This window comes from Paenibacillus sp. FSL H8-0260 (assembly GCF_045040625.1).
In the GTDB taxonomy this organism is placed as follows: Bacteria; Bacillota; Bacilli; order Paenibacillales; family Paenibacillaceae; genus Paenibacillus_AQ; species Paenibacillus_AQ odorifer.
Map to the genome: position 1 here is coordinate 3,423,036 of NZ_CP150298.1, position 26,088 is coordinate 3,449,123.

Genomic DNA, 26,088 nt, shown 5'->3' on the forward strand with positions numbered 1-26,088 from the left:
CAACTATAGTTTATACCCCACAAAGTTTAGATGTTGCTTTCTTGACCTTGCAGATCCTTTCCCATTTATGCTGCCTCACAATATTTTCTCTAGATAATCTGGTACAATAGAAATCTCCAAACTTTGCCTTACAAATACGATGAGGTGAGATTAACATAAGGGAATATAAATCATAATTTTACACAAGAATGAATGTTAGAGCGAAAGACACCAAGTATTCTACATTATATTTTTAAAAAGATGAGGTCAGCTTAATGCAAAAAATTCAAAATTCCAGAATCTACTTTATAGGTATACATGTGCTTTTATTAATCTTATTGTTCACCTCTTTGTATGCTTATTCCCCCTGGATTCGCATTAAAGTAAAGGAAATTATCATGCCTGCGGATAAAGTATATACCATCGCTCACCGTGGTGCTTCAGGATATGCTCCTGAGAATACAATACCTGCATTCGAGCTAGCCATTGATATGAAGACCGATTATATCGAGTTAGACATTCAGTTAACAAAAGATCATGTTCCTGTTGTTATTCACGATGGGACCGTAAATCGTACCACGAATGCTAAAGGGTATGTAAAGGATTTTACTTTAGAGCAGATCTCAAAATTAGACGCGGGTTCATGGTTTAATGAACAATATCCCATGTTCGCTAGAGATAAATATGTAGATTTACGTATTCCGACACTAAAAGAGGTATTTGAAAGGTTCGGAAAAGAAGTGGACTATATGATTGAGATTAAAGATCCCACGTCGAATTCGAACATCGAGGCATTGTTAAACGAAGAAATCTTAAATTATGATCTGTCGGCTCATGTTGCTATTCATTCATTTAGTGAAGCGAGTTTGCGTAGATTCCATTCCATAAATCCAGCAGTCCCTCTTTATCAAATTGTATGGTATGATTTCCCTGTTTATAAAATATCAGAATCCTATGTGAATAGATTAAAAACTTATGCGGTAGGCATAAGTCCTAACTTTCAAAAAATAAATGCGGCATATGTCGCGCAGGCAAAAAATTCAGGGCTAAAGGTGTTTCCATATACTGTGAATTATCAAGTGAATATGGATAAAGCCGTAATTTGGGGTGTAGATGGTGTACATACAAATTTCCCTGACCGCTTTAGCGAAGTAATTAAGAATAATAAAAGGTAAAGGGATGTGAAATCACCCTTTTCTGGACATAAATAAAGCTGTCGGGACTTTCTCGACAGCCTAAGAACCTTTATCCAAAGGTTCTTTTTTTACGGAAAATCAATTATTTTTGTTTCTTCTTTCTAATGAAGTCTTTTCTCGTGAAATTGTAGATGAAGCTCCCGTACTTGTTCTGCAAGATCGGGTACAGGGCCATCTACGAACGTTTCGTAAATAACCTCCTGAATACTTAAATTACGGACGGGTGATGCTGCAATTCCCATATCATTTAACCACGCCGATAATTGCTTCGAGGAACTGGCATATACAATTCGTCCTAAATGAACCCACCCGTGTGCCGCTGCACACATAGGGCAATGTTCTCCGGAGGTATACACTGTTGCCTGCTTACGTTCTTCCAGTGTCATATTCTGAGCTGCCCAGCGGGCTAAAGCGAATTCGGGATGCTGAGTATGGTCACCGCTACCTACATGGTTGCGGTCTTCCGCCAGCACTTCGCCACTTGCTGATACAAGGACGGAACCAAAGGGTTCGTCCCCAGCTTCGAGTGCAATTTGGGCAAGTTCAATACAACGCTTAAGATGTTTGATATCCGTGTCGTTTATCATGATGTTAGAACCTCCTGAATTTTAATTTATTGATAAGTTTCATGAATAGTAGGCCTGAGCCTGTTTGTTCACCACATTCTTCTATGTTAGCATGTAAAGTATTCGATGAAAAATATATCATGCAATATCAAGCTAGGGAGGATATATAAAAATGAAGCATCCATTTATATTGAACGCCGTATGGAACGGTGGCCGTAACAGTGACGGAACTATTGAAGCTGGACAGCTTAAGACTCAAATTTCCATTCCGAAGGAAATGGGAGGACCCGGAGTAGGAACGAATCCGGATGAGATGCTTTTGGGAGCAGCAGCAACCTGTTATCTCATTACACTTGCAGCAATGCTGGAGCGGGCAGGGCTTACGACTTCAGAGCTGACGTTAACCTCAGAGGCGACGGTCGATGTAACGAATAACATTTTTACATATGAAGCCATCAAACATTCACCCCTAATCACCCTTACCAAAGATGCGTCACAGGACGATATCGATAAAACCATCCGAATTGCCCATAAAGCAGAAGGCTCCTGCATGATCTCCAGAGCCGTTGCAGGAAATGTAGAAATCACGACAGAGCCAACGGTGCTGACTGCAAGCCTATAAAATTGAGTCCTAGGTAATCAGAGAGGAGACGTTAACTTTGAACGTTGAGTTATATAAGGATTTGATCAAGGATGAGCGCGGAAATTATTACGTGGCTGTACAAAAAGAGGGCAACGAGCTGACTTTGGTAAACGCAATGCTAGAGCGGTCTTACCAAGAGGTGTGGGAATTTAATGAAGCTTTCAAAAAGAAGTACGCGGAATACGAGCATCAGTTCATCGGCAAAATGATTATGGACAAGCTGCGGCACGATGTTGTTTTTGCCTCCAAAGAAGACGGCCATGGCCGAATGTATGATCTGGCTGCGGTGACAGTTGATTACAAGCTTATTTTTATCGATATGATCGAATTTTACCGAAACCCTCGAGTAGGACTTAATCATGACAACAACATCCATTAAGCTTAGTGTATTAGATCTCGTACCTGTTTTTAATACGGTGGATGCTAGTACCGCATTGGGACAAGCAGTGAAGCTGGCTCAGACAGCAGAAAGACTGGGATATACTCGTTATTGGGTTGCTGAACATCATGATATGCCGGGATTAGGTGGCAATTTTCTCGAAAATGTTTGGAAAATGCCAGAACTCCTTAAAGGAGTCACTGAATTATTGCAGGGTAACTATTCCTATGAAGGACGTTCAATAACCGCCCGTCCGGTCCCTCCCGTATCTCCAGAGCTATGGCTGCTGGGTACAAACAAGAAAAGCGCGGCATATGCTGCCGAGTTTGGAGCAGGTTATGTGTTTGGCCAGTTCATGAGCGATGTAGCAGGGGAGGAGGTTTTGCAGGCTTACCGTGAAACCTTTACTCCTTCTTCACTTTCTCCTGAACCGCAGGCCATGGTTGCTGTTGGTGTCATTTGCGCCGAGACTGAGGAAGAGGCAGAGCGATTGGCCTCATCTGGTACGACATTATTCCAACAAGAAGGTTCTGCCGAAGCGAAGTCTGAGCCCTTGGAACGCAAGCTGCTGGTAGGTACTCCGGAAAGTGTTAAAGGTAAGTTGGAACGGTTATCTCTTTTGTATGGAGTTAATGAATTCATTATCGTTACCATGATTCCAGATTATGAGAAACGGTTACATTCGTTCGAACTGCTTGCCCAAGCGTGCTGGAGTTCTTAATAAAGGAGGTCCATATGTATGAAGTCTCATACCTCTGATCAAATTAAAATCCCACCAGGATTTTGGGCTGGATTAAGTCAATTAGGGATAACTGCACAAGATGTAGCCAGCAAAGCAAATCTTCCACTTAGCCAGATCACAGAGTCAGAAGTCACCACCGCCCAATATTTCGCAGTCTGGCAGGCATATTCCGATCTCATTGGAGATACTGCCGAAGGAATCATTAAGCTTGCAACCGTCTATGAAACCACACAATATCCGCCGACGGTTTTAGCAACATACCATGCTAAGGACTATCGCGATGCTCTTAACCGAATGGTACGATACAAACAAATGTGCCCTCCTGAAAGCTTGCGTATTACCGAGGAAGGCGAGCTATGTACAATCGAATTGGAATGGCAGCATCCCAGGCATTCTGGTCCACCGCTGCTGCTCGGCCTCACTTTGGCATTTCTTCTAGAACTCGGACGGCGAGGCACAGGTCTACCTTTGACAGCACAGCTTGTCGAGTTTTCACAGCCTATAGGAAATGTAAAGATTCTTGAAGCTTATTTCGGCTGCCGAATTCAGATAGGTGCTCAATATAATCGTTTGACGTTGCGTCGAAATGATTTGGATCGGCCTTTTATCTCGTACAACGAAGAGCTGCTGGAGATTCTGACTCCCGTTTTGGACCGGACGCTTGCTGAACAGAAGGGCACTCGCTCTATAACCGAGAGGGTCAAATGGATCATGAAACGCAGCTTCAGCGGAGGACGCCCTGACATTCAAGCTGTTGCGAAGGCATTAAGTATGAGTGACCGTACGTTACAACGCAGGCTTACTGAAGAAAACACAAGCTTCAAGCAATTGCTGACACAAGCTAGACATGAGCAAGCACGAGAGTATCTGGCAGATCCATCGCTTGATATTAAAGAAGTGGCTTTCTTGATTGGATATGAAGACCAGAACTCGTTCTACCGTGCCTTCCGTCTTTGGGAAGGTGATACTCCTTCAAATTGGCGTACTGAACATTTAGGTTTAAACTTGATACCCTCTTCATAAAGACAGTATTTTCAGAGATTTATCATTGGCGTGTTAAACAAGAACTTTGGCGCAATCCGCTAGTTACTGAACAACCCCGGTACGATAATATAATCCTAGCCGGCACACAGGACTATTCTTGAAATGACAACTACTCAGCACGCCGTGATAAAAGGAGAAATGTAATATGGATATGGGATTAAATAATAAAACAGCTTTAATTACAGGATCAACAAAAGGTATTGGCAAAGCAATCGCCTTTGAACTTGCTAAAGAAGGAGTTAATGTACTAATTAATGGACGGAATTATGATCAGGTAGAACAAACTGTAAATGAAATAAAGTCAAATTTCCCGGCTACCTCTCCACAAAATGCTACAGCGGATATTGTGAATATTGAACAAAGAGAAGCCTTATTCGAAAAATACCCTAATATAGATATTTTAGTTAATAATATGGGTATCTATGAAATTATGAAATATGAGGACGTTGACGACGAAATATTCGAAAAATACTTCCGTACTAATGTCCTTGCTGCGAATAGATTAACAAAATTCTATTTACCTAAAATGTTACAAAAAGATTATGGCCGCATTCTCTTTATTGCTAGTGAAGAAGCCATTATGCCTTCAGGCCAAATGCCTCAATATGCAATGACCAAATCAATGTTATTATCATTGTCAAAAAGCTTATCTAAGTTAACGATAGGAACTGAAGTTACAGTCAATACAATCATGCCAGGACCAACACTTTCTGAAAATGTGCATCAAATTATTGATGGGATATACTCCAATGAAGATATGACTTTTTCAGAAAAAGAAAGAAAATTCATGACTACAAATCTTCCACAATCTGAAATACAACGATTTATTAAACCTTTTGAAATAGGCAGACTAGCAGCATTTGTATGCAGTCCTTATGCCTCTGCATTTAAAGGTTCTCCAATTCGCATGGATGGGGGAATGGTGCCGACTATTTTTTAAGCTTACTCTAAAAGGATATAGATAACGATACAAAAAAGCCACTCCTTATGGAGCGGCTTTTTTGCTTGAAAAATCATCACTGTCCTCTGGTACAACAAAGGATACCAAGGTGCCTTCTCCAGGCTTACTCTGGATCGAGAGACCTTGACCATATAATTGACTTAACCTCCGATGGGTGTTAGCCAGCCCGATGCCACCTTTGCCTTCCATCAATGGCTTCAGCAGTAAAGAGAGAGTCCCGGAATCCATGCCTTGCCCATCATCCTCCACTTCAATCTTTACAGTCTTGTGCAGACGGATAATACGTATTTGAACAGTTCCACCCTGTTGGCGCTTAAGTATACCGTGCTTAACAGCATTTTCTACCAACGGTTGGATGGATAGAGGAGGAATTAGGATGTCAATATTCGGATCTACCTTCCAGACAACAGATATCCTTTCTGCAAATCGAGTCTGTTCAATATACAGATAAGATTCTACCAATTCCAGTTCATGGGAGAGGTTCACGAGCTCTCCGATATTTAAAAAGTCAAAACTGATTCTTAAAAAAGAAGTAAACGCACCAATGAGCTCCTGCATTTTTTTAGTATCCAAATCACTGAGTGCGGCAATAGAGTTCAATGTATTGAATAAAAAATGCGGTTGTATCTGTGCTTGTAGATAGGCTGCTTCTATCCGCACCCGTTCATTGAAGGATAGCTTCATCGCAGTTAAAGCCCGAATACGGTATTTAAGCTCCACTGCATCTACAGGTTTTGTGACATAATCATTGGCACCGGACAAAAATCCAGTATAAATATCCTCAGGCTGACTACGGGCAGTAAGCAGTAGAATCGGAAGCTCATATAAGGAGTAACGAGTACGAACCTTCTGTGTTAATTCGTATCCCGACATCTGTGGCATCATAACATCGCCAATAAGTAAGTCCCAGTTCCTTTTATCCAACAATTCCAATGCTTCATGGGCTGAGTTCACGGTAGTTATGATATAAGGTTCGGTTTCAAGAATACCCTTTAGTACATTCAGATTGACAGGATCATCATCTACCACCAGAATATTTACCTTAATCTCTGTAAAAAGCGGCGGAATTTTTTCAGAGTGATTACTTGGCTGATGTTCGGAAATTCCCCACTCAGCCATCTGTCTATGAATCTCATCTGCCATATACGAAACTGTAGGTTCCGTCTGTTTTATTATCTGTTCGCTGTAAGAATCGGCAAGAGAGAGTGTGAAACTAAAAGTTGAACCTTTACCAAGCTCAGATTGAATGTTTAGGCTGCTCCCATGCAGTTCTACGAGCTGCCGGCATATGCTTAATCCCAGCCCAATTCCACGCCCGTCATTTATTCCGTGAGGGCCTTGCTCATAGGGGAGAAATATCCGTGCCATAGTCTCTTCAGTCATGCCTACTCCGGTATCTGTCACATAGATAAGAACCTGTCCGTCCTGTTCCTCAGCCTTAACAGCTACAAGTCCTGCTTCGGTGTATTTAAGCGCGTTGTGCACCAGATTTAATAAAACCTGCACCAGTCTTTTCTCGTCCGCAAGAACTGGCGGCATAGCTTCCGGGATATCCATAGATAGCTGGACTGGCTTACCTTCAATCATATATTGAAGCATACTAATCACACCGGGAACTACTGATTGAACCGAAATAGGTTCCTGTTGTAAAATAACACGATGCTCCTGAAGACGGACCACATCCAGTAGATCACCAAGCATATGAGACATACGGCGGCTGATTGTGATCAGCAGTTCCATATCTTGACGGCTACTTTCGTAAAGTCTGTCCTTTTCTTTTGTGACAATATTTTGCGCGATATTCATGATTCCGTGAAGCGGTGTACGCAGCTCATGTGAGGTATTAGCGAGAAACTGGTCCTTAAGTTTGTCTGCTTTTTTCAGCTGCTCATTCAGTTCCATGTTCTCTTTAGCATTTTGAAAATACTTTTTAAACCAATAAGCTGAGAAGCCCACGATGGCTGCGATAATATCCAAAGGATAATAGACAATTGAATATTGTCCGTTACTATCCCACAAATTCCATAACAAATTAGAAACGATCGCCGCACCTGATAACAGCAGAAAAACAACATCTTTATCATCTTGCTTTTTGAACAATAAGCGCCCTAAGCTATAGAGCAACCAAATGAAGGGAATATACTGGAACACTTGAATGATTCCCAAATGAATGGATGTGCTGACTAAATAAGCAGGGACAATAAATATAAACAAGGTATAAAGGAAAAGACACCATGTGTAAGCACGTAACCACTTGTTGACTTTGGCACCTGAGGTGAATTTCCTGAAAACAAGCAGAATAAAAAGGTTTTGCCATAAGAAGGCGATCAAACGGATTTTTAAGGACCAAGTATAATTAATCGGCAGTAATGAAAGCACTAAGTTGTCATTTCGAGCTAAAAGGATTACAGCTACAGATAAGGTCATTAATCCTACAAGAAACAAAGCACGTTCTTTAGGATTAAATAAGTACAGAATACAGGCATAAAGCCCATGCAGTAGTAAGATAATTGCTGTAAGCATTTGAAATCCGACAGTGTAAAAGTATGTCCGGTCAATGAGTTCCTGAGAGCCAAAGAAAATAGGGCCTTTTATACCGCCCTTATAGGGGTGATCAAAGTTAGCTACGTGAATAAATACATCTATCACTGTGGTGTTTTTTGAAAAATAAGCTGCTGTATATGAGGTGGTTTTGGGTACATATGTATCGGCATCAAGAGCTATTACCCCATTATTGAGAATAGGTGTGCCGTTAATCTCCACACTGGAAGCGGAATGAATTTGTTTGATCCAGAAAGAGACAGGTTGCTGAAGCGGGTCTACCAAAATTCGCAGACGATACGTACCATAACCATAAGAAGAATTCTGATCGCTTCCCATAACATGGCTCCAATTTCCAGGAACTTGAAGCGAGTGGGATAGCTTTGGTAGAGTAGAAGTCTTCGATGAAACGAATTGCGAAGGATAGAAGCTCCATTCACCATCCAGCCTGAATAAGTTAGCCTGCTCCAGATCCTGGCCGCGTAAATCCAGTACCCCATTGTTAATCACAGGTACAGTGTCGGAAACCTTAAATAGACTCAACCAAATGCAGCGTAGGCCAAAGAGAATGCTTATAAAAAGTAGAATGATAGCTAATTTGTTTAGGATAGTTTTATTTTTCATGAGAACATTATAGCAAATAATTCTAATCTAGAATCTAAAATGAAGATTATTTACATAAGAAGGAGAAGTAATGAGCAACGGACACTGCGTGGGGCTAAGAGGAATGTTCTCCACATGGAAGAAGCATGATGTATCTCCTTGAACATTTGCGTACTCGAATACTCGAACACTTGAATACACGAACACACGAACACACGAACACACGAACACACGAACACACGAACACACGAACACTCGAATACACGAACACACGAACACACGGATACTTCAACACTTGATTAGTGCTTTGCTGTTGGGTGTCTGGATTACTTGATGTGCGATTTTGCTGCATGTTTGGCGTCTGTGTTACCGGATGTGCGACTATGCTGCTTGTTGTGCGTATTGTATTCCCACACGCTCTCTTCACCATGAGCGATCGGACTCAGATGCAGCTATTTGGCTGAATTTTGGCTTTTGAGAAGTGTTTCGGACCCCAGAGGCGTTATTTGTTCCAAACATGCGCGATATGAGGGCTTTTCGAGCCAATAGCGACTATAGAGTCCGATAGGTTCTCAAATGAGCCGAATTATGGTTAATAGCGACTATAGGGTCCGATACACTTCACTCCTGCTTCCAATATCATTTTTCATAAGCTAGGCTTCTCGTTTATTGTGAATGTGATTTTGAATCCCCCGTTAGTACTAACCTTCGGTGTAATGACTGGAGGTTAACGGTGGATTCTCCTTAATCCTAAAGGGTATATTATTAGAAAATTCAATGCAGACAGGAGTGTAGATACGATGATTAAAGGTTTCGGAGGAATATTCTGGAGAACTAAGAATCTTGAAGCTACAAAAAAGTGGTACAGTGAGGTGTTGAAGCTTGACATTGAGAATTGGAATGGGACTGTGATAAAACCTCAAGTGGGAAATGAGACTATTTTTTCTTTCTTTACCGAGGATGACAGTTATTTTCCAATAGAACAACAAGTGATGTTAAATTTCCAAGTGTATGATCTAAATGAGACGATTAAGCATTTTGAACAGATTGGTGTACCTCTTGCAAAGAAAATAGAGATTAGTGAATTTGGAAAGTTTATTTGGATTGAAGACCCAGAAGGTCGACTGATCGAGCTTTGGGAGAAGTAAGGAGTTGCACATCATTGCTATTGAGCTAACAGGTGCGTTAGTTTAATAAAAACGCTCAGTTCAACATCTAATTGTAAATGTATTAGGGAATAAAGTTGTCAAATCCGTGGGGAATATTTCTTCAAAGCTTTCAGCTCCCAGGAAGAACTTTAACTTCTATATTCTGAGGTGCGGCGCTTGCGCTGCATCCACGGCCAACGAAATACTATTGTCAACCCAAATAGGGAGCATACCGTCGAGGTGTACTCCCTATTTCATTGAAGGAATTGGAAAATTAGTGCAACATTTCACCTATAACTTATGTCAATAAAGAAGTTATGTAATAAAATCATAAGAGCAGGTGGTAAATTGAAACTTCGTTTAATCACGTTAATATGTTTATTCACTTTCGCATTCTTTATTGCAAATGGACAAGATGCTAAAGCTTTATCCTGTGTCGAGTTAGGAAGTCCCCAAGAAGCCCTAGAGGTCTACGGCGGAGCTATTTACGGTGAAGTAAAACAAATAAAGGTCGATTTGAAACAAGAAGGATTTACGGGGACAAAAGAGAAAATCAAATATATATTAGTGGATGTTGAACGAAGTTGGAAAACTGAAGTTGACTCTCAAATTATTGTGAGAACAGACTACACTTGGGGTTTTGATTTCAAGGAAGGTAATAAATACTTAATATACATTAGCGAAGTGGATGGCGAATCAAGCAGTAGTCCATGCAGTATAACAATTGAAATGAATAACCTTAACCAAGCAACAGAACTATTCGGTGAAGGACTTCGACCCAAACAGCAAGTACACCTAGAATACAAGATGTGGTTAATGTTTGAGCAGGATATTGATTTGTATATTGTAATTGCAATAGGACTAGTGGTGATTTCGGTCATTTACCTGAGAGCAAGAAGGAAAAAGGGCTAAGTGTAATTTTATTAAACTAATGGTTAGGATAGTTCAATAAAATTAAGAATAAGATAGCAGAACTAATTACTATTCATTCATAACATGTGAGGTGCGAGTTGAATTTAGTAGAAACAATCATAAAAAGATTTAACCTTAATGTATTAAGTATAGATAATGTTCCTGAGTCCTTTAGTTCACAAGTATACAAGCTGAATCTTACTAATGGAGAAACGCTGTATGCGAAGATCCCTTATAACAGGGATAAACTATATCGCGAATATCGTATGCTTGAACTGTTGAGGGAGGTATTACCGGTTCCAAAGGTGTTAGACTTCTGGAGTGGGGATGACTTAATTTCTGGTGCATTACTTTTATCTGAGATTAAAGGTATACCATGTACAGGTGCTATTGACGATGAATTAGCATTTCAAATTGGAGTACTTCACGCAAAGCTGCATGAAGTTAAAATGCCGGGATATGGTGTGGAAGGATTAGACGGTTTTCAATTTTTTAATCAGAACAATTGGAGACTTTATATAAGAAATAGCTTTGAAAAATTTATAGAACCTTGCAAGGAAGTCCTTGAGAGAGGACTTTTCGAAAAATGTATTAATTACTTTGAGGGTGCTTTCTCAGTTTTACCTCCTCCTGATGGCCCGTGTGTTGTTCATATGGATTTTCGACAAGGTAATATACTAACAAATAATAATATGGTTGTTGGAATTATTGATTTTGAGAGTGCACGGGGTGGATCCTCTGAAATTGATTTCACAAAAATTAACCGATATGTTTGGGAAGTGAATCCTCAAAGTAGAATTTCGTATAAAGAGGGATATTCAAAAATTCGTCCTCTAATGGATTTGGAAACAATACTACCCTTTTATGATTTTTACGATGCTTTTGGTGCTGTTGTCTGGTGTAAAAATAGAGGGATTGAAAAGAATAGGGCGTTCCTAAAGGAAAGTATTTCTGTATTGCAGAAATCCGTAGGTTGTTGAACTGACGGGAAACGATATTTAAAGACAGTTTAAGACGAGGAGCTACCTCCATGATGGATAGCTTTATTACGTTAGAGGATATGATAGTGAATAAAGGATAGAATAATGGAAATGGCGAATATTAGATCGGCAGTATACTGTAAAATTATTATGATGCAATCATGAATACAATAGCTTATCGTGATATATGGATCATCAGACCTAATAATGAAAAAATCGAAAACCCAAAAAACGCAATGGGAAGTGTGTTTATGGAAAATATATATAACAAATTACATACAGCGGAAATACTGAGCCGTATCGAGAATTTAAGTCCAAATTCAAACCCACAGTGGGGAAAAATGAATGTTTCTCAAATGTTGGCTCACTGTTCAGCATTTCAAGACATCGCAAATGGAAACTCCTTTCCTCCTAGAAGTTGGCTAGGAATATTAATAGGAGGGTTTGTGAAATCTATTTTTTACAATGACAAGCCAGTACCACATAATATGTCAACAATTCCGACCATACTTATTTTAGATGATAGAGATTTTGGAAAAGAAAAAGAAATACTGAAACAAAAGATTATAACTTTTCAAAGTAACGGTCCGGAGAATTGTTCATCCCATCCACATCCTTTTTTCGGGAAATTCACTCCGGAGCAATGGGGTAAAGGGATTTATAAACATCTAGACCATCATTTAAGACAATTTGGTGTTTAGTATTTTTCCGCAGTGAATAATAATTGTTTAACGTCGCCAACTTACATATTTTTTATTGACATAAAATCCCTATTACTTTATATTGTATCTAATTACATTGCAATCAAATGCGACGAAGAGGACAAGTAAATCCGGATATGTCGATCAGAGAACTGCCGGTTGGTGCGAGGCAGAGGACACCCGAATCGAACAATCGCCTCAGAGCTGGCTCCCGAAATCATAGTAGGCGGGCCCGGGATTCTGCCGTTACAAAGAAGCATCGTTGTTGGACGATGGCAGCAGAGAGGGTGTATTCATAAATACACCAATCAGGGTGGTAACGCGGAATCTACTCCGTCCCTAATGGGACGGAGTTTTTTGCGTTCTTATAAATAAATAAGGAGGAGTAACAATGTTTCAAAAAATCAATGTCTCCGATCGAATACTTAGCCAGGATATATTTATTGCTGATGAGGTTCAATACAACCTGATTCACCTTATTTGCGAGTCGAAGAGTTCTACTTGCTTAAAAGATTCTGATGAAACAATGATTTATGCCCAGTCAACGGGACATAACGCATAGCTTTGGAGTTCTAAGGATATTGTCGAGGATAAGAAGGCCGTTCTCTACGAAGAACTTATAGAATTTCTTAAAGAGACTACATTACCGGGAGTATCTGGAGAACCAAAAACAACAGAACGTTTTGCACAGCTGTATTCTCAGGCAAATCATCTTCAATATGAGTCCACGATGACTATAGAATCTTATTTCTGTACAGATCCAAAGAAACCGTTGAACGTAAAGGGTACAATGCAACAAGCAACGAGAAAAAACCTGGCCATTGTAGCAGAGTTTTTGGCGGGTTTCTCAGAGGGGGCTTATGGGGGTAGGGTGAACCCAGAAGCTAAAATTCTAGATGCCAAGAGGATGATTGAGACAGGGGACTTGTATATATGGTTTGTAGACGATAAACCTGTATCAATGGCGTACATTGCACATAGGTCGGCAAGATATTCCAGATTAAATGCGGTATACACACCACCGTCTTGCCGGAAAAAAGGTTATGCAAGTGCACTAGTAGCAGAGTTAAGTTCTGTTCTTTTATCGGAGGATTTAGTACCCATGCTTTATGCTGATTTAAAGAATCCTGACTCGAATAAGGTTTATCGAAATATTGGTTTTGTGGAAAGCGGGAAGATTGTTGACATCAAGTTCAAATAGGCACAAAAGGGCTACCGCAAGGTAGTCCATTTTCTATGATCAATATGTTACTCGGCATTACTTTTATACAATTTCACATAGTTTGTAAGTTCAGCTATCGCGAAAAATTGCTTCATTAATTGAGAATTCAATTTTTGTAAGGCAAGCTGAAAGGATATCTCCACTTTTTTGTAGTTATGTGTTTCTATTTCATTCAAAAGCTGTTTCATATTCTCGATATAATAAACAGTTTTCCTTAAACTGCTGATAAGAATAATTTTTCTTAATTCCGTTGAAGTGAAGACTCTGTAGCCATTATCTTTGTTCCTATTCGAAGAGATTAGCCCTTCTTGTTCCCAATGCCGAATAGCTGATGGATTAACTCCTGCCATTTGTGCAACTTCACCAATCGTCATTGAATCTGATACAGTTAAATCTTTGTATTTAGATAAATCAACATCCCGAAACATGCGTAAGACTTCCTCTAACCTTTCTTTTTCCACTTGGGTATTATGTTGCTCTTGATTGATTGCCCAAAGAGCAGACTCCATCTGCTGGCCTTTTATCTTCCTCATCACTTCGTACACAACCGGAATTTCATATCCCTGCAATAATGCCCGAATGGTAATAAAAGCTTGCACATGGATGGAAGTGTAACATCTGCGGTTGCTGGCGGTCCTTGGTACATCTGGAATTAAACCTTGATCTTCGTATCTCCTTAAAGTAGTGGTACTCACATTTAATTGCTTAGCTATCAGTGTAGGTGTATATATCTCTTCCATAAACATCATCACCCCAATACATTAAAGTTGAACATTCAAGTGCTACAACAATATTAAATCGAATTTAGGTAGATATATCAAGGGAGGTAGAGGGATAAACCGAAAGATTGCATGAATGTTATATGATACTTTTATAGAACACAAAGGAGTGAGTTCATTGAAAAAGATAATACAATTAGCAAATCAATCAGAAATAGAAGTAGGTATGGCAGGACTTCCAGATTGCCCAACCCTCATGTTACCCATCGCTAAAAAATCTGTGTACAATCAGGAAGCAGAAAACTTAAAGCTGTGGGGAGTAGATCCCGAATTAGGTAAACATTTTGTTGAAGGATTAGCGGACACTTTTCAAGTGCTTTATTTCGATTATGAAGGTCATCTATTTCAACATCCAGTGGAAAATCTAACAGCAGATCATATTGTGAAGGATCTTCTCCACATTGCGGATGAAATGAATGTTACAAGCTTTAGTTACTACGGTTATTCCTGGCTTGCGTTGATTGGATTGCAAATGGCTATAAGAACAGATCGCTTGGAGAGTTTGGTAATGGGAGGTTTTCCACCCTATAATGGTCCCTATCAAGAAATGAGGGTTGTGACCCATAAAACACATACACAAGCTTTGAGTAACCAAAATGAATCTGTAGAAAGCCCAACAGGATCGGAGAATCCAAACGAAATGGATTGGGACAATATAAAGGTTACCATAGATACCCGTGTTACAGCACAATTTGTCTCTCTATACCAGAGCCTCACAGCCTTTGATGATCGCAGTATTCAACATTTGCTTAGTCTCCCTAAACTAGCTTTTGCAGGTGGAAATGATACGATCGTTTACGGTGAAAATTTCGGGAGCGTTACCGTTGACATCGTCGGGTTGTTAAAAAAGAATAAGGAGCAGTTGGCGGATTTAGGCTGGGATGTTGAAATCCTTTCGGGAGCCCAGATGGACCATACAAAAGCTATGCAACCAGCAGTAGTCTTACCACTGATTAAGCCTTGGTTTATGAACGTGTTACTAAAAAATACTGGATTGTAATTGTGGCAGATACAAAAATCCAGTGAATAAGGTATCCCAAAAGAACAATACTTTTTAGGGTAAAATCTTTAATTTGAAGAGATTAAATAGTAAACGATCTATGATAAGATTTTATATGAAATCGCTTACATTAATATATATGGAAGGAAGTGGTGTTGCGAATCTGCCCCAATAAGGAATTGCTTCGACTACTAGAAATACAGACAAGCAGTATGTAGGTATGTAGTGACAAAAAATTTCAGGAGGTAGATTATGTTTAAATTTAACAAGAAAATCGTGACTGTAATTATGGCAGCTACAATGAGTTTCAGCTTGTTTGCAGCAACCTCAAGTGCAGCGACAGACTATTGGCAAAATTGGACCGATGGTGGCGGGACAGTAAATGCTACTAATGGATCTGGTGGGAATTACAGTGTTACATGGTCAAATACTGGTAACTTTGTTGTTGGTAAGGGTTGGAATACTGGATCTCCATCTAGAACAATAAACTACAATGCAGGCGTCTGGGCACCATCCGGGAATGGGTATTTAACTCTTTATGGGTGGACGAGAAACTCCCTCATAGAATATTACGTCGTTGATAGCTGGGGCACTTATAGACCTACTGGAACTTATAAAGGTACCGTGACCAGTGATGGAGGCACATATGATATATATACGACTACGAGAACGAACGCCCCTTCTATTGATGGTACGGCAACCTTCACACAGTTTTGGAGTGTAAGACAATCCAAGCGAGCAACGGGAAGCAATGTCGCGATCACTTTTGCCAACCACGTTAATGCTTGGAAAAGTTACGGAATGAATCTGGGCAGCAGTTGGTCTTATCAGGTGTTAGCGACAGAAGGATATCAAAGTAGCGGGAGCTCAAACGTAACAGTATGGTAACTTGAGCATCGGACCAGCTCAGGCATCTCCAGATTATTAAAATAACTATTAATCACTATCATTGCTAAGGTTGCCGGTCCACAGCCGGCAGCCTTAGATCATTCTAGATCATTCAACAAATGATACTTAACTACAATACCAGTGGTTGGAAAGGAGATATATCCATGAGAAAACTATTAATTTCTCTTTTAATAGTAGTTGTTATCAGCGCTTGTTCGCAAGAAAAGCCTGAACAGAAGGATACTTATGTATTAGTCAAAGGCGGGACTTTCATTAACACAAATTCCAACTACAAAAGTACAACTATATCAAATTTCTATATCGGCCAATATGAAGTGACTCAGAAAGAGTGGGTTGAAATAATGGGAAGCAACCCTTCAGCATTCAAAGGCGACAACTTGCCAGTAGAAATGGTTAATTGGTATGACGTAATAGATTACTGTAATAAAAGAAGTATAAAAGAGGGATTCAAACCCTATTACAATATAGATAAAAATAAAAAAGATCCGAATAATAAGAGTGATAACGATAATTTAAAATGGACAGTAACGCTCAATGCAGGAGCTAATGGTTACCGATTGCCTACTGAAGCAGAGTGGGAATATGCTGCAAGTGGAGGACAGTTGAGCAAAAGTTACATCTACAGTGGAAGCAATAAAGCAGATGAAGTAGCATGGTATTGGCAAAATGCTGGAGACAAATACTTATCAGGAGATTGGAACTGGCCGATCATAGAAAACAACCACAACAAAACAAAATCTATCGGTGGCAAAAAACCTAATGAGCTAGGTCTTTACGATATGTCAGGGAATGTAAGGGAATGGTGTTGGAACTGGTACGGAGATATAGATAGTAACAGCGGTTCTTTCCGGGTTGTAAAGGGTGGCGGGTGGATCGGCGGTATCAGCAACAACGAGATTTCTTTTCGGGGAAAGTTCGAAGCGAATGGTATGGGTCCTGATCAAGGTTTTCGAGTAATTCGTGGTGAGTAGACGGGAACAAGACATACCATGTATAATCGGAAAAAGCTGAAAAGGGTTTGATTAATAAACAAGCTTTGCGCTCGAATATAATCAAACCCCAATATGTATGTTTGCTATATTTCTTCGATTATTTGGATTAATTTTGAAAACGCACTAGAAAAAACCGCGTTCCGGCGATACACAAACCATACCTGCAAATCTCGATATCCTTCAGGCAGACGGTGGGAAGTAATTACTCCCGCCTCTTCAGCCTTGGAAATCGAAGATTGGGGCAGCATAGACACGCCGAGTCCAGCGGTAACCCCACTTAGAATTACATCTAACGTTCCGTATTCCATAATCTTATAAGAGCTCATCCCGCTTTCATTTAGGAAACTCTCAGCTTTGGCGCGATGTGTACATCCGACGTCGAAAAACAACATTGGCTTTGTAAGCAATTCGCGCATATCGCTCTTACCTGGTTGTGAGATAAGCACCAGCTCCTCTTCGAAAGCAACAACATGTTCTATATCAGGCTGGTCAGTGGGCCCATAAACAAAGGCTCCATCTAGTTGGTAATCAAGCACCTTTTGTAAGAGTTTATGCGTTTCTCCCGTTATAAGCGATAGATTAACCTCGGGATACCGTAAGTGATATTCGGTTAGCAGAGGCGTTAGATGAGTAGCCGCTGTTGTTTCGATGGAACCTAAACGGAGCGGACCAGCAGGGTGCTCAGAGTATTGTGTGGTTATCACAGCCTCGTCCATTAGTAATAATATTTTGTCTGTATAGGCCAGTAAGTTCTCACCAGCCGGCGTTAACGTCATCCCTCGATTGGATCGACGAAATAGGGGGATTTTCAGCTGAGCTTCTAGATACTGAATCCGGTTCGTCACATTTGATTGGACATAATTCAAGACTTGAGCAGCCTTCGTTATGCTACCCTCGCGAGCAACCGCTTGAAATATTCTCAAATCTCCACTTTCCATTTCCTTTGCACCTTCTTGGTATGATGATTTATGATAGTCACCTTCAGTTTTGATCATTTTACTGGATTACACCCACTATGTAAAATTTATTATAGATTCATTAATAACAACTTGAGGAAGGGGCTTAGATGATGAAAGCCATTATACATGCTGGAGAAGGTGGCCTGAAGGGCTTGAACTATAAAGAGATTATGGATAAAAGACCGGGGATTGGAGAAGTGAAGGTTAGGTTAAAGGCTGCAGGGCTAAACCACAGGGACTTGTTTATCATGGATGCCAGAACAAAACAGGATGTTCCTTTGATTATCGGTTCTGATGGTGCGGGGAGAATTGAAGCAATAGGTGAAGGTGTGCTTGATCATAAAGTAGGTGAAGATGTCATCATTAATCCGTGCATCGGATGGGAACATACCGATAATGTTCCAAACGTTCCAGCCATTGTAGGGGGACCTTCAGAAGGCACATTCGCTGAGTCAATCATCATTCCTGCGCAAAATGCCATCAGCAAGCCAGCTTACCTGTCATGGGAAGAAACCGGCGTGCTGCCCTTATCTGCCTTAACAGCCTATCGGGCGCTATTCACTAGAGGCCGCTTAAAGAAAGGTGAACATGTTCTTATACCTGGCATTGGTGGTGGGGTTGCGACTTATGCCATGATGATGGCTTCAGCGGTGGGTGCACGTATCAGTGTCACTTCACGCAGTGAAACGAAAAGACAAGCTGCACTCGCTCATGGAGCTGATCATGCGTTTGACAGTCATAGCAACTGGAAGGAAAGCATGAAAGGAGACACCGTTCATCTCATCCTCGACAGCATTGGGCCTGCGACGTTCCCACATTACTTTGATATTATTAAACCCAATGGACGTATTGTTACGTTTGGTGCAAGCTCAGGAGATCGAATCGAAATCCCGACGCGAGCCATATTTTTCCCGCAAATTAGTATCATAGGTAGCTCAATGGGAAGTAGTGAAGAGTTTGCGGATATGTTTCAGTTTATGGAACACCATTCGATTCGACCTATCATTGATCGAGTGTATCCTTTACAAGACACAGTTCAAGCCTTTCACCGAATGCAGCAGGGAGAACAATTTGGTAATATCGCGATAAGAATAGAATGAGCGGAGTCCATTATAACTGGAATTCAAATGCCAAATACATCGATTTCGGAGACAGGAAACCACTTTTTCGAAGCCACATCTTTAAAAAATACTTGAATAGTGTAGGTGCCCTTTGTAGTAAAGGAATATGTATACTCGTTGGTTTTGAACCAAAAGTTTTCTTCGCTGTTCTTAATTTGTTGAGCATCAATGGTTTCTGTTTTATCCGCAGGATCGGTGATCACAACCTTAATATCTGAAATTTCTGTTTTTAAATGATCCACCTGTAATAGAGTCGAAAATGCAAAACGTGACGGGCTTTTTACTTTACCAAAAATCTCTCCGTTATTATCGAGCATAACCATGTTTATATTAGGCTTGTAGATTCGAACGGTTTTACCTGATTCATCCAAGGCGAATAGTGCAAATAAATCTTTAGACAACTGCTCAGTCGTCAAGGAAATCGAACCTTCGGACAATATTGCGGGCTGTTTTTGAAGCACATTATTCAAATATAATGATACTTCAGATGAGCCAGCTGCAGCATAAATCACGGTTCCCGGTAAAATCATGATGCAAAATCCTAAAAGAATCAGCTTCCTTATTTTTCTCAATGATTTTCCCTCCTATAGAGCTTTATGTTAATTATACCCATAAGATGGAAGATAGTTTCTTTTACACAATTAATAAAATATAAGAAGGTCAGTAGAGGGAAATACCCTTACCTGACCTTCTTGGTGTTAAATGAGAGAGTTATTATTTGAACCGTCTAATGGTAAATTGAAAAGCCGTTCCTTTTCCCGGTTTGCTTGTAACCGATATTTTTTCTCCCAGACCATTTACAATTTCCTCGGCGATAGCAAGCCCAAGACCACTTCCTTTTTCATTATGGGACTGTTCGCTTTTGTAAAATCTTTCAAAGATATAAGGGAGGTGCTCTTTTGCAATGCCGGGTCCATTGTCTGATATCTGCACAGTTACAACCCTCGAATGCACAATAGCATCAAAAGTTATTTTCCCATCCTCCTGAACGTATTTCATGGCGTTATCCATCAAAATATTGACTAATTGCAACACTTTATCTTTATTAGAAAAAACATCTGGAAGGTTTCTGGCGTTATCTGTAATCTCAAATACAATGCCCATTTCATCGGACAAGAAAGAGTATTTAGACTCAATAAGTATGACTAATTCCTGAGTATCTATTTTTTCTTTATTCCAAGTTTCTTTTTTATTTTGCATTCTTGATAATTCCAGTACATCATAAATCAATCGTTGCAAGCGCGCACATTCGGATAAAATAATTCCATAGTATTTATTTGTTTTTTCTTCATCTTGAATCATTCCATCTGCCAGCGTCTCCGTTAAAGCTCTGATAGAGGCAATGGGAGATTTCAGCTCATGGCTAATATTCGCTATATAATCCCGACGAGTCTTTTCAAGCTGCTTCATCTCCTTTAGATAGGAGGATATAAAGAAGCTGATTATTAGTGTGCCTAACAAAAGGGTACCTGTAAAAACGTAATAGAAGCCATTCAATACCGCCTGAAATTCACTACCAGGTTCTAATAAAAAGACGACTCCGACCGCTTGTTTATCCTGAATAATAGGTGCACCTACGACAATGGATTTACTCGGAAACCCATTAATATTTTTAATCGCAGCGAATTTATTGTACTTAATTACTTCGGGAATATAATCTATAAGGGCATCCTTGAATTCTTCCGATGTAACATTGAAAAAAAGCTGCTTATTTTCGTCACCAGGTGAAAGGTCATTCCCCTCTAAATCATACACCTTCATAAGATACGGTTTAAAACCTCGAATGCTCATCTCATTTTGTGCCATTTCAGCAGCTATAGCAGAGGCCTGAGGCAGCATATCTTTTAATTTATAATTCAAAAAAAGCTGTTTAATAATCAAGGTTCCTCCAAGTTGTCCTAAAATGAAACAAAAGAGGATGGCCAGATAAATCACTTTTTTGTTGGAAGTTACTTTTTTCATGTGGAAGTCTCCATTTTGTAGCCCATCCCATAAACAGACTTGATTTCAAATCCCAAATTCTTTTCAGGCAGTTTTTTTCTCATTCTTTTAATGAGATTATCAACGGCTCTAGTATCACCGAAATAATCATAACCCCAGACCTTATTTAAGATTTGTTCTCTTGAAAGCACCTTGTTTTTATTAATTGTAAAATAGATAAGCAATTCGATCTCTTTAGGTGTAAATTCCATTCGTGATCCATTAATTTTGATATTAAAAGCATTTCGGTCTATCTTCATTTCTCCCAGCGTCAGGATGGCGTCTTCACTTGGAAAGGTGTAATGAGTGCGTTTTAAAATGGTTTTTACTCTTGTAACGACCTCCCGGGGGGAGAACGGTTTTGTAATATAGTCATCTGCACAAATTTCCAAGCCTAATATGCGGTCTGTTTCCTCACCTTTTGCGCTCAGCATTATAATCGGGACGTTACTAGTCAAGCGAATCTTACGGCAGACCTCTGTCCCAAAAAGTCCAGGCAGCATAATATCTAGAATTAAGAGATCAAAATGCTGATCTTCCAATTTGTAAAGAACTTCCTCACCATTGTATACGGATTCATATTCCATATTTTCCGCCTGTAAATAAGCAGATATGCTCTCATGTACAGCTATATTGTCATCACAAATTAGTATGTTCACTTTACCCTGCATAGCTACCACCCTTATTCCGATATCTTGGACCTTATTGTATGTAAATTGTCTAAAAGGAGCAAGGAAGACTGCATGTCCGTGAGGGAAATAATCGCATTCTACATGGAATGGAAAGAGACCGATTGAAGGATCGGCCTCTTGTAACCAGAATAAGTTACTGTTCTATTATTTATTGCTGTCCTTATAGATGTTAGAAGTATCTATACTTATGGTGTGCGTTCCAGCATCCCATTCCAAATTAAAATCAAGTGATTTTGCAACATCCCTCAGCTTAAAATACTCACTACCGCCGATATTATAGCCCGTTACTGAAATCTCTTGTCCGTTCAAAGTTATCTTAGTGGCTGTCATAACACCGGTCTTTGAACTAGTATTTACAGATGCTGAAAGTTCAATGCCCGTCGGAGTGTACGTTTTGTCAGATGTAATGTTTAAAGTATTTGTATTTTCATCCGATGTCACTTCAAACTGTTGTGTAGTGTTGTTTACAACCATAGCAATGTCCCGTAATTTAAAATAGTTGCTGCCGTCGATATTGTACGCGTTAACAGATATCTTGTTACCATTCACCAACAATGATGATTTGGAAGGAATGGCAGCTGCGGATGCTTTTGGCGAAGTAGCACTAACCTTGTCCGCCCAAGCAAAAAGCTCATCCAGATCGTAATCTCCGCTGTGTGGAATATCCCAAGCCATTGCAAAGTCAACGTTTGAACCTTTGTTCTCAAGCTCTGTTGCCAATATAGTAGAAACAGCGAGGGAAGTATCACTATCCTTGGTTCCCATCCGAATCCGCCAATTATTTGTAGTGGTTGTTCCCTCAGTGCTGATATAGTTCATTGGATTCATCATTTTCACTAGATTCTGGTCAGCAAGTGTTCCCCCCGCTGTATCATGCTCCAAACCGAACTGAGTAAAATGCTGTGCAGCGACATTCGCTGTGCCGAATAGATCGTTTTCACCATTGCTCAGGTCTAAACCGTCAAAGGCTCCAGGCAGTTTCATTCTGCCCAAGTATGCAAGATATTGATCATAGTCGATATCCGTAACAGTGCCATTTTCAATGGTGATCCAGGTTTTGTCGGACAGATCTGTACCCGATTTTAACGCTTTTTGCGCTGAAGCGATCACAAAAGCTTTGATGTAATCTTTAAAGGTGCCATTGCCGTCCGCATCCATCTTCAAAGCTGTTCCGTCAGTATTCGTAAGTCCTAGACTATTGACGTATTCAGGGAACATAGCTTCCAGTTCGTTAGATACCTGAATCTGATCCTCCGTCAATGTTCCTTCTACCAACGTTCTTTCCATGTTAAAATCCGTATTTCCGGAGAAATCAAGTTTTTCATAAGTGTTAATTCCGTTGAATTGCCACTCATAAGCTGCATCTGCGTTATCTAGATTCGTAATCGGCGTGTAGGCCGAAACGGCAAAAACGTCGTCACGCTCATCAGCTGCTCCGATCGCTTCCAAATAAGGCTCATATTCCGCATTGTTGCCGGTAGCACCCAGTAATGCGGAGAGCGCGCCGCCAGCACTTGTGCCGTTAGAGATGATCTTCTCGGCGTCACCAGGCATAATGTCGTCGTTAAAGCGAAGGTAGCGGACAGCCGCCTTCAGATCTACGATAGCTGCGGGTGCCTTACCAGTGTAAACACCTTTTTCGTCCTTTGTAGTTCTACCGCGAGCGCCTGGAGATGCGACCACATAACCTTTGGACAGGGCAACTGCGATAGCACTGGGAGATTCAGATGAAGGTGTTCCTGCGTTTTCGTCTTTACCCGCAGCGGGTTTATTCAATTCCGTTCCTGTATCGGCGCCTGGGGCTGCTGCGGATTCCTTGTCTGTTTTCGGAGCGCCGTTCTGTGGACCTGCCCCCATACCCATTCCTTTACCTGTTTCAGTACTACCTGGCTGAGCAGGCATATACCCGCCAACCTGGTTTGGGAAGAAGATAGGTGCGGTATCGGCGGTGTAACTACCGATCGACTTACCCTGGAAGTATTCCTCAGGGACATAGACGTTCATAGTTTCATAATTAATATCTACAGGGTTCTTTACATAAACGATATTCTCATATGCCCGATAAGTGACGGATTGACCATCCACCGTTATGGTCTTAGTAGTATAGTTAGTCGCATTGAATTTCAAGCTATACTCGCTGTTAGTTGCTGCACTTGCAGATCCTGTAGCGAAAGAGAGGCTCATCAGAGAACATGTGAGGATAGGGGCAATCCATTTTTTAAGTTTCATTTCGAATCTCCTTTTTCTAAAAATAGTAGATAATCTCATCAGTCTCTTTTGTACTAATCTGAATGATCCAGTGTCATATACCAACTCCTTCTTTTAAGGCCAACAAACGTTATCAATTAACTCTACTCAGGAGCTCGGATAAGAATGTAACAAATCATTGTGGCATAAAAATAGCATTGGTACTGGATTTCATTTGACAGTAGAGATGAGTTTGGTAAAATTTACATAGGTTATATCAATAGGAGGTTAGCAATGGATATCGCCATTGAGTTAATTGAAAGTATGTTGGTTAAATTTAGATCGGAAAAAAAATGGACGCTCCAAGCAATCGAGCAATGTACCCAAGAGGATATTACATGGTCCCCAACCGTGGAAAGTAACAGTATTGCAAATTTGGTTGCTCATATTAGCGGGGCAGTACACTCACGAATTGAAACCATTCTTTTAGATATTCCTGATACAAGAGATAGAGAGAGGGAGTTTGAAAGAGGTCTAGAAATGACAAAAGAGCAAGCTATAACCATGACCAGGGATGCTTTTGATATTATTATCCAATATCTTGAACGGCTCCAATCTAACCCGGAGTTATTGATGTCACAACCCTTTCTTAATTTGCCACCACTAACATATAGCCAAGTAAATAACGAGACCACTGCTCTTAATCTCATGATAGCGATGGTGAGAGAAGTCCATTATCATACAGGCCAAATCATCTATGCAGCAAAAATAAGAAAGGGACAGCTTGTATGGCAATAATAATTTAACTAGAGGAACGTTGCATACACTAACAAAGGACTGCCAAGAGGCAGTCCTTTGTTCACTCTAACTAGAATCCCCTCACACTGCTAGGGGTTACTTTTTTATGCTTTTTGAAGGTGCGGCTGAAATAGTAGATATCGCTGAAGCCAGTAGTGGCAGCGATTTCAGAAATCGTTAGCTGGGTATGGCGGAGCAAATAATCTGCACGGTCTAAACGGACAGCATTTACATATTCCGATATCGTATGCCCAGTTAGTTCTTTAAAGAGACGGCTGAAATGGAAGCGGCTTAGCCCCGTTAGCGCCGCAAGTTCGTCAACTTGAATCGGTTCCTGGTAATGGGTATCGATATAACGCAAAACAGGTGCGAAGCGTTCAACGGTCTGAATACGCCTCTCTTGCTCAGCTTGTGAGAGTACGGTGACGATATGTCTGCGCAACAACAGCGTTAACAGGCGGTATAGCTCGGACTTGACGGCCAGCTCGTAACCAAATTCGCGACGTTCCAGTTCCCGAATAATCGCCAAAGCACAGTCAGTAATATGCTGATCCCCCCGGATATGGTTACGTAACAGCAGCTGGTTCCGCTGAATCGGGGCGATGAACTTGGTTTCGGCAGCGTCGCTTACCGCACTATGCAGCAAAGAAGTATCTGCAATAATCGCATAATACAATAAATCAGAAGAAGCGCTTACCCCATAATGCAGCTCGTTGCTGTTCACAGCAACTAAATCGCCAGCCCGAACGTTGATCGGTGTTCGTCCGCACTCGAAAACAGCCTCACCACTTTCAATAAATATAAACTCAAGATGCTCATGCCAATGATGTGGGAACAACATAACTCCTTCTTGGTTGAAACGCTGGGTATGTACTTTAATCGGAAACTCGGGATCCGGCATGTCCATGGGTTCCTGTAGATGTTTATCATAGTCCAACATTTATAGACTGCACCTCCTATAGCACAATTGTACAAATGAAACCGCAAGGCTCTGCATGGTGTTTAGGGTTGAAATCATTATAATACGAATCATAACCTATGCAAAATAAAGGAG

At 40.5% G+C, this 26,088-nt stretch carries 26 protein-coding genes and 1 other annotated feature; of the genes, 17 read left to right on the forward strand and 9 right to left on the reverse strand.

Features of this window, described 5'->3' with window-relative positions; genetic code table 11:
• Positions 1-254 precede the first annotated feature (254 nt).
• Positions 255-1,154: a glycerophosphodiester phosphodiesterase gene (locus MHI51_RS15280; protein WP_052097044.1), complete on the forward strand. Its 900-nt coding sequence runs from the start codon at positions 255-257 to the stop codon at positions 1,152-1,154.
• Between the two features lie 122 nt (positions 1,155-1,276).
• On the opposite strand, the gene MHI51_RS15285 is transcribed toward MHI51_RS15280, so the two are convergent.
• Positions 1,277-1,762 (reverse strand): nucleoside deaminase, encoded by a 486-nt coding sequence (locus tag MHI51_RS15285; RefSeq protein WP_076125601.1) that lies wholly within the window; start codon positions 1,760-1,762, stop codon positions 1,277-1,279.
• Between the two features lie 151 nt (positions 1,763-1,913).
• On the opposite strand from MHI51_RS15285, the gene MHI51_RS15290 reads away from it, so the two are divergent.
• The 5 genes from MHI51_RS15290 to MHI51_RS15310 all read left to right on the forward strand — a co-directional run bounded on the left by MHI51_RS15290 (position 1,914) and on the right by MHI51_RS15310 (position 5,489).
• Positions 1,914-2,363 (forward strand): OsmC family protein, encoded by a 450-nt coding sequence (locus tag MHI51_RS15290; protein WP_038571065.1) that lies wholly within the window; start codon positions 1,914-1,916, stop codon positions 2,361-2,363.
• 37 nt (positions 2,364-2,400) lie between these two features.
• On the forward strand, positions 2,401-2,763 hold the full coding sequence (locus MHI51_RS15295; RefSeq protein WP_076218114.1) for a hypothetical protein: 363 nt from the start codon (positions 2,401-2,403) through the stop codon (positions 2,761-2,763).
• The gene (locus MHI51_RS15300) at positions 2,744-3,484 is read left to right on the forward strand and encodes an LLM class flavin-dependent oxidoreductase (RefSeq protein ID WP_405174025.1); all 741 of its coding nucleotides are present in this window, start codon (positions 2,744-2,746) and stop codon (positions 3,482-3,484) included. The genes MHI51_RS15295 and MHI51_RS15300 overlap by 20 nt, the downstream gene beginning before the upstream one ends.
• Positions 3,485-3,502: 18 nt before the next feature.
• Positions 3,503-4,528 carry a helix-turn-helix domain-containing protein gene (locus MHI51_RS15305; RefSeq protein WP_405174026.1) on the forward strand — a complete coding sequence of 342 codons (1,026 nt, stop codon included), beginning with the start codon at positions 3,503-3,505 and terminating at the stop codon, positions 4,526-4,528.
• Between the two features lie 166 nt (positions 4,529-4,694).
• Positions 4,695-5,489, forward strand: coding sequence for an SDR family NAD(P)-dependent oxidoreductase (locus MHI51_RS15310; protein WP_076276530.1), 795 nt, complete (start codon positions 4,695-4,697; stop codon positions 5,487-5,489).
• 45 nt (positions 5,490-5,534) lie between these two features.
• Here the strand turns inward: MHI51_RS15310 and MHI51_RS15315 are convergent, their stop codons facing one another.
• Positions 5,535-8,594 carry an ATP-binding protein gene (locus MHI51_RS15315; protein WP_305954102.1) on the reverse strand — a complete coding sequence of 1,020 codons (3,060 nt, stop codon included), beginning with the start codon at positions 8,592-8,594 and terminating at the stop codon, positions 5,535-5,537.
• An 860-nt stretch (positions 8,595-9,454) separates the two neighbouring features.
• Here MHI51_RS15315 and MHI51_RS15320 point away from each other — a divergent pair.
• The 6 genes from MHI51_RS15320 (at position 9,455) to MHI51_RS15345 (ending at position 13,596) form a co-directional block, all read left to right on the forward strand.
• Positions 9,455-9,802 (forward strand): VOC family protein, encoded by a 348-nt coding sequence (locus tag MHI51_RS15320; protein ID WP_076190357.1) that lies wholly within the window; start codon positions 9,455-9,457, stop codon positions 9,800-9,802.
• A gap of 348 nt (positions 9,803-10,150) precedes the next feature.
• Positions 10,151-10,714 (forward strand): hypothetical protein, encoded by a 564-nt coding sequence (locus MHI51_RS15325; protein WP_405174027.1) that lies wholly within the window; start codon positions 10,151-10,153, stop codon positions 10,712-10,714.
• A 98-nt stretch (positions 10,715-10,812) separates the two neighbouring features.
• The gene (locus tag MHI51_RS15330) at positions 10,813-11,694 is read left to right on the forward strand and encodes a phosphotransferase family protein (RefSeq protein WP_405174028.1); all 882 of its coding nucleotides are present in this window, start codon (positions 10,813-10,815) and stop codon (positions 11,692-11,694) included.
• A gap of 251 nt (positions 11,695-11,945) precedes the next feature.
• Complete coding sequence (locus tag MHI51_RS15335; RefSeq protein ID WP_076125859.1) at positions 11,946-12,395, forward strand: DUF1569 domain-containing protein; 450 nt, start codon at positions 11,946-11,948, stop codon at positions 12,393-12,395.
• Between the two features lie 103 nt (positions 12,396-12,498).
• Positions 12,499-12,739: a binding site (T-box leader), on the forward strand.
• A gap of 47 nt (positions 12,740-12,786) precedes the next feature.
• Positions 12,787-12,957 carry a hypothetical protein gene (locus MHI51_RS15340; RefSeq protein ID WP_342410854.1) on the forward strand — a complete coding sequence of 57 codons (171 nt, stop codon included), beginning with the start codon at positions 12,787-12,789 and terminating at the stop codon, positions 12,955-12,957.
• A gap of 168 nt (positions 12,958-13,125) precedes the next feature.
• Positions 13,126-13,596, forward strand: coding sequence for a GNAT family N-acetyltransferase (locus MHI51_RS15345; protein WP_405174029.1), 471 nt, complete (start codon positions 13,126-13,128; stop codon positions 13,594-13,596).
• Between the two features lie 47 nt (positions 13,597-13,643).
• On the opposite strand, the gene MHI51_RS15350 is transcribed toward MHI51_RS15345, so the two are convergent.
• Positions 13,644-14,357 (reverse strand): MerR family DNA-binding transcriptional regulator, encoded by a 714-nt coding sequence (locus tag MHI51_RS15350; RefSeq protein ID WP_405174030.1) that lies wholly within the window; start codon positions 14,355-14,357, stop codon positions 13,644-13,646.
• A 157-nt stretch (positions 14,358-14,514) separates the two neighbouring features.
• On the opposite strand from MHI51_RS15350, the gene MHI51_RS15355 reads away from it, so the two are divergent.
• The 3 genes from MHI51_RS15355 (at position 14,515) to MHI51_RS15365 (ending at position 17,276) form a co-directional block, all read left to right on the forward strand.
• The gene (locus tag MHI51_RS15355; protein WP_405174031.1) at positions 14,515-15,396 is read left to right on the forward strand and encodes an alpha/beta fold hydrolase; all 882 of its coding nucleotides are present in this window, start codon (positions 14,515-14,517) and stop codon (positions 15,394-15,396) included.
• Positions 15,397-15,648: 252 nt separating this feature from the next.
• A complete protein-coding gene (locus tag MHI51_RS15360; protein WP_076190353.1) occupies positions 15,649-16,284 on the forward strand; it encodes a glycoside hydrolase family 11 protein in 636 nt (211 codons plus the stop codon).
• Between the two features lie 164 nt (positions 16,285-16,448).
• A complete protein-coding gene (locus tag MHI51_RS15365; RefSeq protein WP_076276539.1) occupies positions 16,449-17,276 on the forward strand; it encodes an SUMF1/EgtB/PvdO family nonheme iron enzyme in 828 nt (275 codons plus the stop codon).
• Between the two features lie 104 nt (positions 17,277-17,380).
• Here the strand turns inward: MHI51_RS15365 and MHI51_RS15370 are convergent, their stop codons facing one another.
• A complete protein-coding gene (locus MHI51_RS15370; RefSeq protein WP_076276568.1) occupies positions 17,381-18,235 on the reverse strand; it encodes a LysR family transcriptional regulator in 855 nt (284 codons plus the stop codon).
• Positions 18,236-18,366: 131 nt separating this feature from the next.
• Between MHI51_RS15370 and MHI51_RS15375 the strand changes: the two genes are divergently transcribed.
• Positions 18,367-19,356, forward strand: coding sequence for a zinc-binding dehydrogenase (locus MHI51_RS15375; RefSeq protein ID WP_405174063.1), 990 nt, complete (start codon positions 18,367-18,369; stop codon positions 19,354-19,356).
• A 23-nt stretch (positions 19,357-19,379) separates the two neighbouring features.
• Here MHI51_RS15375 and MHI51_RS15380 read toward each other — a convergent pair whose 3' ends face one another.
• The 4 genes from MHI51_RS15380 to MHI51_RS15395 all read right to left on the reverse strand — a co-directional run bounded on the left by MHI51_RS15380 (position 19,380) and on the right by MHI51_RS15395 (position 24,278).
• Positions 19,380-19,949, reverse strand: a complete 570-nt coding sequence (locus MHI51_RS15380; protein WP_076276540.1) for a hypothetical protein — start codon at positions 19,947-19,949, stop codon at positions 19,380-19,382.
• Positions 19,950-20,091: 142 nt separating this feature from the next.
• Positions 20,092-21,339: a sensor histidine kinase gene (locus tag MHI51_RS15385; RefSeq protein WP_405173074.1), complete on the reverse strand. Its 1,248-nt coding sequence runs from the start codon at positions 21,337-21,339 to the stop codon at positions 20,092-20,094.
• The gene (locus tag MHI51_RS15390; RefSeq protein ID WP_405173075.1) at positions 21,336-22,028 is read right to left on the reverse strand and encodes a response regulator transcription factor; all 693 of its coding nucleotides are present in this window, start codon (positions 22,026-22,028) and stop codon (positions 21,336-21,338) included. Before MHI51_RS15390 ends, MHI51_RS15385 begins: the two co-directional genes overlap by 4 nt.
• Before the next feature lie 165 nt (positions 22,029-22,193).
• Positions 22,194-24,278, reverse strand: coding sequence for a subtype B tannase (locus MHI51_RS15395; protein WP_405173076.1), 2,085 nt, complete (start codon positions 24,276-24,278; stop codon positions 22,194-22,196).
• Positions 24,279-24,530: 252 nt separating this feature from the next.
• Here MHI51_RS15395 and MHI51_RS15400 point away from each other — a divergent pair, with 252 nt between their 5' ends.
• Entirely contained in the window at positions 24,531-25,034 is a 504-nt protein-coding gene (locus tag MHI51_RS15400) for a DUF1572 family protein (protein WP_036677310.1), read from the forward strand.
• A gap of 70 nt (positions 25,035-25,104) precedes the next feature.
• On the opposite strand, the gene MHI51_RS15405 is transcribed toward MHI51_RS15400, so the two are convergent.
• Entirely contained in the window at positions 25,105-25,974 is an 870-nt protein-coding gene (locus tag MHI51_RS15405) for an AraC family transcriptional regulator (protein WP_341002579.1), read from the reverse strand.
• Positions 25,975-26,088 lie beyond the last annotated feature (114 nt).

Coding starts and splice junctions, on each gene's coding strand:
- MHI51_RS15310 (WP_076276530.1), top strand. CDS start 4,695: ATGGATATGGGATTAAATAATAAAACAGCTTTAATTACAGGATCAACA.
- MHI51_RS15320 (WP_076190357.1), top strand. CDS start 9,455: ATGATTAAAGGTTTCGGAGGAATATTCTGGAGAACTAAGAATCTTGAA.
- MHI51_RS15360 (WP_076190353.1), top strand. CDS start 15,649: ATGTTTAAATTTAACAAGAAAATCGTGACTGTAATTATGGCAGCTACA.
- MHI51_RS15395 (WP_405173076.1), bottom strand. CDS start 24,278: ATGAAACTTAAAAAATGGATTGCCCCTATCCTCACATGTTCTCTGATG.
- MHI51_RS15400 (WP_036677310.1), top strand. CDS start 24,531: ATGGATATCGCCATTGAGTTAATTGAAAGTATGTTGGTTAAATTTAGA.
- MHI51_RS15370 (WP_076276568.1), bottom strand. CDS start 18,235: ATGGAAAGTGGAGATTTGAGAATATTTCAAGCGGTTGCTCGCGAGGGT.
- MHI51_RS15385 (WP_405173074.1), bottom strand. CDS start 21,339: ATGAAAAAAGTAACTTCCAACAAAAAAGTGATTTATCTGGCCATCCTC.
- MHI51_RS15280 (WP_052097044.1), top strand. CDS start 255: ATGCAAAAAATTCAAAATTCCAGAATCTACTTTATAGGTATACATGTG.
- MHI51_RS15300 (WP_405174025.1), top strand. CDS start 2,744: ATGACAACAACATCCATTAAGCTTAGTGTATTAGATCTCGTACCTGTT.
- MHI51_RS15305 (WP_405174026.1), top strand. CDS start 3,503: ATGAAGTCTCATACCTCTGATCAAATTAAAATCCCACCAGGATTTTGG.
- MHI51_RS15405 (WP_341002579.1), bottom strand. CDS start 25,974: ATGTTGGACTATGATAAACATCTACAGGAACCCATGGACATGCCGGAT.
- MHI51_RS15345 (WP_405174029.1), top strand. CDS start 13,126: ATGACTATAGAATCTTATTTCTGTACAGATCCAAAGAAACCGTTGAAC.
- MHI51_RS15285 (WP_076125601.1), bottom strand. CDS start 1,762: ATGATAAACGACACGGATATCAAACATCTTAAGCGTTGTATTGAACTT.
- MHI51_RS15340 (WP_342410854.1), top strand. CDS start 12,787: ATGTTTCAAAAAATCAATGTCTCCGATCGAATACTTAGCCAGGATATA.
- MHI51_RS15290 (WP_038571065.1), top strand. CDS start 1,914: ATGAAGCATCCATTTATATTGAACGCCGTATGGAACGGTGGCCGTAAC.
- MHI51_RS15390 (WP_405173075.1), bottom strand. CDS start 22,028: ATGCAGGGTAAAGTGAACATACTAATTTGTGATGACAATATAGCTGTA.
- MHI51_RS15335 (WP_076125859.1), top strand. CDS start 11,946: ATGGAAAATATATATAACAAATTACATACAGCGGAAATACTGAGCCGT.
- MHI51_RS15350 (WP_405174030.1), bottom strand. CDS start 14,357: ATGGAAGAGATATATACACCTACACTGATAGCTAAGCAATTAAATGTG.
- MHI51_RS15375 (WP_405174063.1), top strand. CDS start 18,367: ATGAAAGCCATTATACATGCTGGAGAAGGTGGCCTGAAGGGCTTGAAC.
- MHI51_RS15365 (WP_076276539.1), top strand. CDS start 16,449: ATGAGAAAACTATTAATTTCTCTTTTAATAGTAGTTGTTATCAGCGCT.